At 71.8% G+C, this 10,263-nt stretch carries 9 protein-coding genes, 1 tRNA gene and 1 pseudogene; 4 read left to right on the top strand and 7 right to left on the bottom strand.

From position 1 onward, the window contains the following. From HALOF300_RS13630 to HALOF300_RS13600, 7 genes and pseudogenes are all read right to left on the bottom strand, one after another. Positions 1-1,778 (bottom strand): annotated as a pseudogene (locus tag HALOF300_RS13630) (hypothetical protein); the annotation flags it as partial. A gap of 47 nt (positions 1,779-1,825) precedes the next feature. Continuing rightward, entirely contained in the window at positions 1,826-2,422 is a 597-nt protein-coding gene (gene pth, locus HALOF300_RS13625) for an aminoacyl-tRNA hydrolase (RefSeq protein WP_197522545.1), read from the bottom strand. 16 nt (positions 2,423-2,438) lie between these two features. Next, positions 2,439-3,092, bottom strand: a complete 654-nt coding sequence (locus HALOF300_RS13620) for a 50S ribosomal protein L25/general stress protein Ctc (protein WP_156741479.1) — start codon at positions 3,090-3,092, stop codon at positions 2,439-2,441. A gap of 232 nt (positions 3,093-3,324) precedes the next feature. Continuing rightward, a complete protein-coding gene (locus HALOF300_RS13615) occupies positions 3,325-3,966 on the bottom strand; it encodes an SIMPL domain-containing protein (protein ID WP_156741478.1) in 642 nt (213 codons plus the stop codon). A 19-nt stretch (positions 3,967-3,985) separates the two neighbouring features. Then, positions 3,986-4,963, bottom strand: a complete 978-nt coding sequence (locus HALOF300_RS13610) for a ribose-phosphate diphosphokinase (RefSeq protein ID WP_154795394.1) — start codon at positions 4,961-4,963, stop codon at positions 3,986-3,988. A gap of 38 nt (positions 4,964-5,001) precedes the next feature. After that, positions 5,002-6,555 carry a bifunctional UDP-N-acetylglucosamine diphosphorylase/glucosamine-1-phosphate N-acetyltransferase GlmU gene (glmU, locus tag HALOF300_RS13605; protein WP_197522544.1) on the bottom strand — a complete coding sequence of 518 codons (1,554 nt, stop codon included), beginning with the start codon at positions 6,553-6,555 and terminating at the stop codon, positions 5,002-5,004. Between the two features lie 58 nt (positions 6,556-6,613). Then, a tRNA-Gln gene (locus HALOF300_RS13600) sits at positions 6,614-6,685 on the bottom strand. A 141-nt stretch (positions 6,686-6,826) separates the two neighbouring features. Between HALOF300_RS13600 and HALOF300_RS13595 the strand changes: the two genes are divergently transcribed. The 4 genes from HALOF300_RS13595 (at position 6,827) to HALOF300_RS13580 (ending at position 10,242) form a co-directional block, all read left to right on the top strand. After that, on the top strand, positions 6,827-7,447 hold the full coding sequence (locus tag HALOF300_RS13595) for a TetR/AcrR family transcriptional regulator (protein ID WP_156741481.1): 621 nt from the start codon (positions 6,827-6,829) through the stop codon (positions 7,445-7,447). 92 nt (positions 7,448-7,539) lie between these two features. Further along, positions 7,540-8,478 carry an ABC transporter ATP-binding protein gene (locus HALOF300_RS13590; protein WP_156741477.1) on the top strand — a complete coding sequence of 313 codons (939 nt, stop codon included), beginning with the start codon at positions 7,540-7,542 and terminating at the stop codon, positions 8,476-8,478. Then, the gene (locus tag HALOF300_RS13585; protein ID WP_156741476.1) at positions 8,475-9,659 is read left to right on the top strand and encodes an ABC transporter permease; all 1,185 of its coding nucleotides are present in this window, start codon (positions 8,475-8,477) and stop codon (positions 9,657-9,659) included. Before HALOF300_RS13590 ends, HALOF300_RS13585 begins: the two co-directional genes overlap by 4 nt. An 88-nt stretch (positions 9,660-9,747) precedes the next feature. Then, the gene (locus tag HALOF300_RS13580; protein WP_154795398.1) at positions 9,748-10,242 is read left to right on the top strand and encodes a MarR family winged helix-turn-helix transcriptional regulator; all 495 of its coding nucleotides are present in this window, start codon (positions 9,748-9,750) and stop codon (positions 10,240-10,242) included. Positions 10,243-10,263 lie beyond the last annotated feature (21 nt).

Below are 10,263 nucleotides of genomic sequence, written 5' to 3'. Positions count from 1 at the left end.
GCGCCGTACTGTCCGGGCTGCGCCGGGTACGGGCCGGGCTGCGCGGCGTACGGGCCGGGCTGCGCCGGGTACGGGCCGGGCTGCGCGGCGTACGGGCCGTGCTGCGCGGCGTACGGACCTGGCGCACCCTGGCTCGCCGCGTCCGCATTGACGATCCGCACACGCGCCAACTGCGAGGCCAGGTACGCGAAGGCGGCTGCGAACAGCACCACCAGCGGCACCGGCGTGAGCAGACCGAGCACGGAACCTCCGTCGAACAACCGCTGCGAGAACAGTTGTGACAGCACCAGGACCGCGTGCTGGGTGTCCTGGCTGAACGAGCTCAGGTACGGCCACAGTGCACCCTGCGGGCCCAGCCACGTCTGGATGGCGAACACCCCCAGCAGGGCCAGGCCGGCGATCCGCAGCGCGCTGCGCCGGTCCGGGCTGCGCCGGACCGCAGCGAACAGGAACGTGAACAGGAACAGGGCCGGGATGGCAAGGAACGGCGGCTCGAGGGTCGGCCGGTTCAGCCAGTTGAGATCCCGCAGCATCTGGAAGTGGGCGGGCGCGAGGACACTGAGACCGACGAAGAGCCACGGCGCGAAGAACCAGAGCACCCGTTCGCTTCGCCGGCCGAACGGGCGCAGGTAGCCGATGGCATACCCACCGGCGGCGGCGATCGCGGTGCCCACCAGCGCATTGACCAGGGCGCTGCCCCAGGTCGTCACGACCACCCCGGCCACGGAGATTCCGAGCTCTTCGTCCGGCAGACCGAGGCTGGTCAGCCAGGGCAGCGCGACCACGATCAGGCCAACCAACGCTACCGCCGCGATGACCACCCCCACGATGCCCGCCGAGCCATCGGTGCGCGGGGCCGGCGGTCGTTCGATGCGGTAGCGCGTTCCGACCACCAGAGCGGTGCCGAGCAGCCCGAAGAGCACGAGCGGGGTCAGCACCACGATCGCTATAGCGCTGGCGACCCCGGAGTCGGCATAGAGGAAGGCGGCCTCATAGATCAACGCGCCAGGAAGCTCACGGGCGCCACCGACGATGTACGGCGTGAAGGTCTGCCAGCCGACAGCGATCCCGGCGAGGCCGGTGCCGACGAGCGCCAGCGCGGCGGCGCGGCCGCTGCCGGGTCCGTCCGCCAGCCGGCCAACGACGGCCCCGACCAGCAGGGCCGCCCCGAGCCCGACGGCGAGGAAGCCGAGGACGACCCCGGCGCCGTCACCCCGGTCGAGCGGGCCGACGCCGAACGCGTACGAGAACGGGGCCATCGTCACGAGGCTTGCGCCGAGGATGCCGAGGCCGATCGCGGCCATGCGCGCCGATGCCTTCGCCAGTAGCCGACCGATGAGCAGCCCCACACCGACTCCGAGGAGCGCCGGCGCCAGCCCTGCGGCGGCACCGAGCAGCAGACCGGTCAGCAACTGCGGCGGGATCTGAGCGTAGTTGTCGAGGCCGACGAAGCCCCCGTCGCCGAGGAGGGCACCCTCCTGGAGGCTGGCGATGAACTGGCGCGCAGTGGGGATCACCTGCCCCAGGAGCAGCGCCAGGGCAGCCGGCGCGAGGAGCAACAGGCCCAGACCCGGCCGGGCCGGCGCCTCGGCCGATCCGCCGAGCGGCGACGGTGCGTAGGGACTTGGCGGTGGCACCGGCACGGCGGGCCCCTGCTGCGGCGCGTCAGGCCCTGGCGGCGGCGCAGAATGGCCCGGCTGCCCGGCTGGTTGCTGCTGCTGACCGGCTTGCTGGTGCGACGGCGCACCCGTCCACGGCCCCTGATCCGGCGTCCCCATGCAGGGCAGGGTAGCAAGTCCCGATTGCCGGCCTCGGCCGGGTCAGGTCAGGCGCGGGCGGTGTGCAGCGCCGTCTGGGCCTTCTCGAGCCCGATGGACAGCAGGTCCCGGACGGCGTCGGCCGCCTCCTCGAGGGTGACGCCGAGCTCGGCGCGTTCGGCGGCGGAGAAGTCCCGCAGGACGTAGTCAGCCGGGTCCATCCGGCCCGGCGGGCGGCCGATGCCGACGCGCAACCGCAGGTAGTCGCGGTCGCCGAGAGCCTGCGAGATGGATTTCAGCCCGTTGTGGCCGCCCTCGCCCCCGCCGCGCTTGAGGCGCAGCGTGCTGGCGGGCAGGTCGAGCTCGTCGTGGATGACCAGGAGGTGGTCGGGTTCCACGTCGTAGAACCGGCAGAGCCCGGCGACTGGCCTGCCGGAGACGTTCATGTAGCTGGACGGCTTGGCCAGGACCACACGCGGGCCGGGGGCACCGCCGGGCAGGGTGCCCAGGCGCCCGTCCAGCACGGTGGCGCCGGCCTTGTGCGTGGTGAAGGAGCCCGGCACGTCCCGGGCGAGCACATCGAGAACCATCTGGCCGACGTTGTGCCGGTTCCCGGCATAGGTGGGCCCGGGGTTGCCCAGGCCCACCACCAACCAGACGCTCATGATGGTGCCGAGCGGCTCAGGCCTGCTCGTCGGCTCCGGCCGGAGCCGCAGCCTCGCCCGCCGCACCGGCAGCCTCGCCGGCAGCCTCGGCCTCGGCGTCGGCCTCCAGGTCCTCGGCGGAGGCGCGCGGCACGGTCACGTTGATGACCACGGACTCGGGGTCGACCTCGAGCACCGAACCCTCCGGCAGGGTCAGCTCGCCCACGCGGACGATGCTGCCCTCCTCGAGACCCTCGATGTTGACCTCGACGTGCTCGGGCAGGTTGGTGGCCTCGGCCTGCAGGCTGATGGTCTGCATGTCGAGGGTGTGGATGGTGCCGGGTGCGGTCTCACCGACGATCACGACGGGGACGTCGACGACGACCTTCTCGCCGCGACGGACGAGGATCAGGTCGAGGTGGTCGATGGTGCGGCGGATGGCGTCGCGCTGCACGTCCTTGACCAGCGCCAACTCGTGGTTGTCCCCGAAGTCCAGCGTGAGCAAGGCGTTCGCGTTGCCCTTCAGCGCCAGGAACGTGTCGTGGTCCGGCAGCGACAGGTGCACCGGGTCGCTGCCGTGGCCGTACAGGACGGCGGGGATGCGGCCCGCACGGCGGGTGCGGCGAGCGGCGCCCTTGCCGAACTCGGTCCGGACGGCGGCCTTCAGAACGTTCTCGTTGCTCTCAGACATGGTTGTCTTCTCCAAAGATGGTGGGGGCGGCGGGTGGCCTCAGCGCGGGACGTCGGGCGGGCGGCTCACGGTCGCGCTCCACCACGTCGATCACGGACCCGGCGGCTGCGCGTGCGGCCGCCCGGCATCCCTCGCCGAGGCAACCTGGACATCCTACCCGCACAGGCGAGGTGGCGGAAACCGGGCGGATCCGGACTTCGTCACACTGCTGGATGCCACCATGGCATCCGGGTCAGCCGCCGGTGCCGTCCGCCCACTCCCAGTGCACCGTCACGCTTGCGCCCACGGTCTGTTCGCCACCCTCGACCGGCATCGACGCCGCAGCGAACGCCCGCGCCTTCGGCAGGCCCGGCACCACATCCGCGCCGCCCTCATGGACCGCCACCACGGCGCCCAGAGCGCGACCGGCAAGGTCCGCGTACTGCTCGGCCCGGCGGCGCGCGTCGGCGAACGCCGCCGCGCGGGCCTGGGCCTGCGCCTGCGCGGGATCAGAGATGCCGAAGGTGAGCGAATCGATCCGAGCGAGGCGTCCGCCGTCGGCCAGTGCGGCATGGACCTGCCCGCCCGAGGCGCCCACGTCTCTCAGCACGGCACGCAGCCCGAGGCGCACATGGACCCGGCTGGGTGCGGGCTCACCGGTGTCCGTGGTGCGGTCCTCGTGCCAGATCGAGGTCTGGGTGGTGCGCAGGTCGCTCCGGTCCACACCGCGCTCGAGCAATCCGTCGCGGATCCTGGTCAGGCCCTGTTCCGCCGCGGGCAGCACCTCGGACAGATCCGGCCCGCTCACGGTGACGCCGAGGTCGGCGTGCACCACGTCGGGCTGTACGTCAACGCCACCGGTGCCGGTGACGACGATGCCGCCGTCGGTCGTCATCCCGGCAGCCTAGTGGGACTCAGACCCCGTCGAACAGGCTGGTGACGGAGCCGTCGTCGAACACCTCGCGGATCGCACGGCCGAGCAGCGGGGCGATCGACAGGACGGTCAGCTTCGCGAACCGCTTCTCGACCGGGATCGGCAGCGTGTCGGTGATGATGACCTCGCGCGCACCGCTCTCCTGCAGCCGGCTCACAGCCGGGTCCGAGAGCACCCCGTGCGTCGCGGCGACGATCACGCTGCGGGCGCCCGCGGCGGTGAGCACCTTCACGGCCTCGGCGATGGTGCCGCCGGTGTCGATCAGGTCGTCGACCAGCACGCAGTCGCGGTCCGCGACCTCGCCGACCACCCGGTTGGCGACGGCCTGGTTCGGCCGATTGATGTCGCGGGTCTTGTGCACGAACGCCAGCGGGACGCCACCGAGCTTGGCGGCCCACTGCTCGGCCACCCGGATCCGGCCGGCGTCCGGCGAGACCACGGCGGCGTTCGCGACGTCGACGCGGGTCCGGACGTAGTCGGTGAGGATCGGCATCGCCCACAGGTGGTCGACCGGGCCGTCGAAGAAGCCCTGGGTCTGCGCGGCGTGCAGGTCGACGCTCATGATGCGGTCGGCCCCGGCGGTCTTGAACAGGTCCGCCATCAGCCGGGCGGAGATCGGCTCGCGGCCGCGGTGCTTCTTGTCCTGACGGGCGTATCCGTAGAACGGCACGACCGCGGTGATCGACTTCACGGAGGCCCGCTTGAGGGCGTCGACCATGAGCAGCTGCTCCATGATCCACTCGTTGATCGGGGCGGTGTGGGACTGCAGCACGAACGCGTCGGCGCCGCGCACGCTCTCGGCGAAGCGGACGTAGATCTCACCGTTGGCGAAGTCGTAGGCCGTGGTCGGGACCACCTCGATGCCCAGCTCGTCGGCCACCGCGGCCGCGAGCTCGGGATGCGCACGGCCGGAGACGAGGACGAGTCGATTCTCGCCGTGGCTGGTGATACCTGTCATCGATCGTGGCTCCTCGCGCCTCGTGGGGGTTGACGTGTTCAGGACGTGGAGCCGCGCTCGCGCTCGGCGCGGGCCTGCGCGGAGAGCGACCCGGCCGCCGGGTCGGCGGCAGCGGTGGCGGCCTCGGCCGCGGGCGTGCCCGGCCGGCGGCTGGTCACCCAGCCCTCGATGTTGCGCTGCGACCCCTGGCTCACGGCGAGTGCGCCCGGCGGGACGTCCCGCCGCACCACGGTGCCGGCGCCGGAGTAGGCGCCGTCGCCCACGGTGACGGGCGCCACGAACATGTTGTCCGCGCCGGTGCGGGCGTGCGAGCCGATCACCGTGCGGTGCTTGCGCACGCCGTCGTAGTTCACGGTGACGCTCGCGGCGCCGACGTTCGAGTCGTGGCCGATCGTGGCGTCCCCGATGTAGGACAGGTGCGGCACCTTCGAGCGCTCCCCGATCTCGGAGTTCTTCACCTCGACGAACGTGCCGATCTTGCCCTCCGCACCGAGGATCGCACCGGGGCGCAGGTAGGCGAACGGGCCCACGCTGGCACCGTCGCCGATCTGGGACTCGGACCCGTGCGTGCGGATCACGCTCGCGTTCTCGCCGACCTGCACATCCCGCAGCGTCGTGTCCGGGCCGATCGTGGAGCCGGCCCCGATCTGCGTGGACCCGTGCAATTGCGTACCTGGCAGCAGCGTGACGTCCGGGGCGAGCTCGACGTCGGCGTCCACCCAGGTGCTCGCCGGGTCCACCACGGTGACCCCGGCGCGCATCCACTCGGTGAGGATCCGGCGGTTCAGCTCGGCACCGAGGGTGGCGAGCTGGACCCGGTCGTTGACCCCCTCGACGAGCAGTGAGTCCTCGGCGATCACGGCCCGCACGTGCTGGCCGTCCTCGCGGGCGACGGCGATCACGTCGGTCAGATACACCTCACCCTGGGCGTTGTCCCGGCCGAGGCGGCCGAGCGCGTTCCGGAGCACGGCGGCGTCCATCACGTACACGGCGCTGTTGATCTCGTCGATCTCCGCCTGTTCCGGGGTCGTGTCCTTCTGTTCCACGATCCCGACGACGTCGCCCGTGCCGTCCTCGCGGACGATCCGTCCGTAGCCGGTCGGGTCGGGCACGACCGTGGTGAGCACGGTCACGGCGTTCCCGTCCTCGACGTGGGCCTCCAGGAGCGCGGCCAGGGTCCCGGTGTCCAGGAGCGGCACGTCACCGGCGACGATCACGACCGGCCCGACCAGGCCCTCACCCGCGCAACCCGGCGGCGGCGGGCCGTCGGAGTGCGCGACTGTGCGGCTCTGTGCGGCGGCGTCGGCAACCGCCATCGCGCACTGCGCCGCGCGGCCGGTACCCGGGATCTCGTCCTGGTCGGCGATCAGCGCCTCGGGGTCGAAGTCCTGCACATGGGCCGCGACCAGGTCGCGCTCGTGGCGCACGACCACGACGAGGTGTTCGGGATCCAGGCCCCGGGAACTGGCGATCGCGTGGCCCACGAGGGATCGTCCCCCGATGCTGTGCAGCACCTTCGGGATGCCGGATTTCATCCGGGTGCCCTGGCCCGCGGCGAGTACCAGGACGGCGGCGGGACGCTTCAGGCTCACCCGCCCACTGTAGCCGCGGCGAGGGGTCCGGCACGCCGCGGTCGCACGCCGGTGGCGGCTCCGCCCCCAGGATTCGAACCCGGACTGCACGGCACCAAAGGCCGGCGTGCTGCCATTACACCAGGGCGGAACGGGCCTGCGCCGGCGAGGATCCGCAGGCGAAGACCGGGGACCAGTCTGCCAAACTTCCGGAAGTGCTCCATCACGCCCGTGGGCCGCACGGCATGATGGACTCATGGCCGACACCCCGCGACGCCCCAGCCGCCCCCGGATGACGGGCAGCGAGCGCCGCGAGCAACTCCTCGTCGTGTCCCGGTCGCTGTTCGCCGAGCGCGGCTTCGAGGGCACCAGCGTCGAGGAGATCGCGGCCCGGGCTCAGGTCTCGAAGCCGGTGGTCTACGAGCACTTCGGCGGCAAGGAGGGCGTGTACGCCGTCATCGTCGACCGTGAGGTGCAGACCCTGCTCACGGCGCTGATCGGACCGCTGAGGCGGGGCGGCCACCCGCGTGTGACCGTGGAGGCCACCGCCCTGGCGCTCCTCGACTACATCGAGACGAACACCGACGGCTTCCGGATCCTGGTGCGGGACTCCCCCGTGGCGCAGGCCACCGGGACGTTCTCATCGCTGATCGGGGACGTGGCGACCCAGGTGGAGTCGGTCCTGGCGGACCAGTTCCGGCGGCAGGGCTTCGACCCGGCGAACGCCCCGATGTACGCGCAGATGCTGGTGGGCATGATCGCGCTGACCGGGCAGTGGTGGCTGGAGGCCCGGTCGCCGGAGAAGCATGTGGTGGCCGCGCACCTGGTGAACCTCGCCTGGAACGGCCTGCGGGCCCTCGAGGTGGAGCCGAAACTGACCCCGGCCGCGGTCAGGCGACGCCAGGGCGGCTGACCCGACCTGCGGTCCCCGGGCTCAGGCACGCCTTTCCCGGTTTGCGCTAGCGTCGGAACGACCCCACTCCACCCACCGGAGGACCCGGCCTCGTGGCAACCCTTGAGATCGACCACCTGAACAAGAGCTACGGAACACTTCGAGCTCTGAAGGACATGACGTTCTCCGTGGAGTCCGGTGAGATCTTCGGCTTCGTCGGCTCGAACGGCGCCGGGAAGACCACGACGATGCGGATCGCCCTCGGCGTGCTCCGCCCGGACTCCGGCGAGGTGCGCTGGGACGGGCGCCCGCTCGACCTCCAGATGCGCCGCCGGGTCGGGTACATGCCGGAGGAACGCGGCCTGTACCCGAAGATGAAGGTGGCCGAACAACTCACCTACCTGGCCCGCCTGCACGGCATGTCCGCCGCGGACGCACGCACCGCCGTCGACCATTGGACCGAGGTACTCGGGGTGGCCGCCCGCCGCGGCGACGAGGTGCAGAAGCTCTCGCTCGGGAACCAGCAGCGGGTGCAGCTGGCTGCCGCGCTCGTGCACGATCCACAGGTGCTGGTCCTCGACGAGCCGTTCTCGGGCCTGGACCCGGTCGCCGTGGATGTCATGAGCGGTGTGCTCCACGAGCGCGCCGCCGCCGGGGTCCCCACCGTGTTCTCCTCGCACCAGCTCGACCTCGTCGAGCGGCTCTGCGACCGGGTCGGCATCGTCCGCGGCGGCGAGATGGTCGCGCTGGGCACCATCGACGAGCTGCGCACCACCGACTTCTCGCGCTGGCGGGTGGTGGCCCCGGACGCCCCACCCGGATGGGCGGATGCGATACCCGACACCACGGTGCTCGAGGTCGACGGCGCAGCGACGGTCATCGAGCTGACCTCCGCCGAGGCGGGGGCCGAGCAGGCCATCCTGCGGGCGGCGCTGGCCGAGTCCCCGGTGCGGGAGTTCACGCAGGTGCGCCCCACCCTGACCGACCTGTTCCGGCACGTCGTCTCCGCGGACGACGCCGCTGCCGCCGCCGCCGAGGAGAAGGCCGCGTGAACGTCGTCTGGCAGGTCGCCGCCCGCGAGGTCCGTACCCGCCTGTTCGCCAAGGCGACCATCATCTCCACCCTCGTCGTGCTGGTGCTGATCGTCGCCGGGGTGGTCGCCGTCAAGATCATCGGAGACAACGACGCCGCCTCCGCGGGCGAGCAGGTGGGCATCGCGGCCGAGACCGCGGACCTCGGGCCCGGGCTCATCGCAGCCGCGGAGGCCGCCGGCTACCCGATCGAACTCACCGAGACCACCTCCCGCGACGCCACCACGGCCATCACCGACGGCGACCTGGCCGCGTTCGTGTCCGGGGACCCACAGGCCCCCGTGCTGCTCGTCGAGGACTCCCCCGCTCCGGAACTGCTGACGGCGTTGACGACCGCGTCGCAGCAGTACGTGATGTCGAGCGCGATCAGCGACCTGGGCGGGGATCCGGCGCAGATCGGCGCCGATGTGGCAGCCGCCGCGCCGACCGTCGAGGCGCTGTCGACCGACGAGTCGGAGTTCGACCCGTACGCGTTCATCGTGGCCATCGTCACCTGCTCGCTGCTGCTGTTCACGCTCCTGCAGAGCGGCTCACTGATCGCGATGGGCGTGGTGGAGGAGAAGGTGAGCCGGGTCGTGGAGATCCTGCTTGCCACGATCCGGCCGGCCCAGCTGATGGGCGGCAAGGTGCTCGGCATCGGGATCGTCGGCCTCGTGCAACTGGTGGTGTTCGGCGGCGCCGCGGCCATCGCGGCCGCGGCCACCGGTCTGCTCGACGGCGTTGACCTCAACCTCGGCAGCGCATTCGTCTGGATGCTGGTCTGGTTCTTCCTCGGCTTCGCCCTGTACGCGGTGCTGTTCGGCGGGTTCGCGGCCCTGGTGTCCCGGCAGGAGGACATCGGCGCGGTCACCACCCCGATGATCTTCGGGATGATGGCGCCGTTCTACCTCGCCATCTACCTGGTCCCGAGCCTCCCGGACTCACCGGTGGTGCGGATCCTGTCCCAGGTCCCCTTCTTCGCGCCGTTCATGATGCCGGTCCGGCAGGCGTTCGACTCGGTCGAGGTCTGGGAGCTCGCGCTCTCGATCGCGCTCTGCGTCGCGTTCGTGCCGCTGCTGGTGTGGCTCTCGGGCCGGGTCTACTCCCGGGCCGTCCTGAACACCGGTGGCCGGATGAAGCTCAAGGACGCGCTGGCCCGCTGAGCTCGCCGCCCGCTGGAGCCCGGCTGCGCTTGGGGCTCCTCGGTTCGGCGCGCCCGGGAAGTCTCTCGATGTCGAGTAATCTCTGGGCATGACCGGACATGACGAGGTCGATCGGATCGTCGAGGCGTGGGAGCGTGAGCGCCCCGACCTCGACGTGGACCCGTTGCGGGTGTTCTCCCGGGTCTCCCGGCTGTCCCGGCACCTCGACCTGGCCCGCCGGGCTGCGTTCGCCGAGCACGGGCTCGAGGTCTGGGAGTTCGACGTGCTGTCGGCGCTGCGTCGCGCCGGCGCCCCCTACGAACTCACCCCCGGCACCCTGCTCACCCAGACCCTCGTCTCCTCCGGAACCATGACGAACCGGATCGATCGGCTCGTCGACCACGGCCTGGTGCTGCGGCACTCCGGGCCCGGGGACCGCCGCGTGGTGCTGGTCCGGCTGACGCAACGCGGTCAGGAGATCGTGGACGCGGCCATGACCGACCTGCTCGCCCGCGAGGCCGCGCTGCTCGAGCGGCTGCGCCCGGACGAGAGCGCCGAGCTCGCAGCGACGCTGCGCACCCTGCTCACGCCGTTCGAGAGCTGACGCCCCACAACTCCCCCACCC

The organism is Occultella aeris (genome assembly GCF_902703175.1).
Classification (GTDB): domain Bacteria; phylum Actinomycetota; class Actinomycetes; order Actinomycetales; family Beutenbergiaceae; genus Occultella; species Occultella aeris.
Note: the sequence above shows the minus strand (reverse complement) of the source record. Positions and strands in the feature narration are given on the sequence as shown.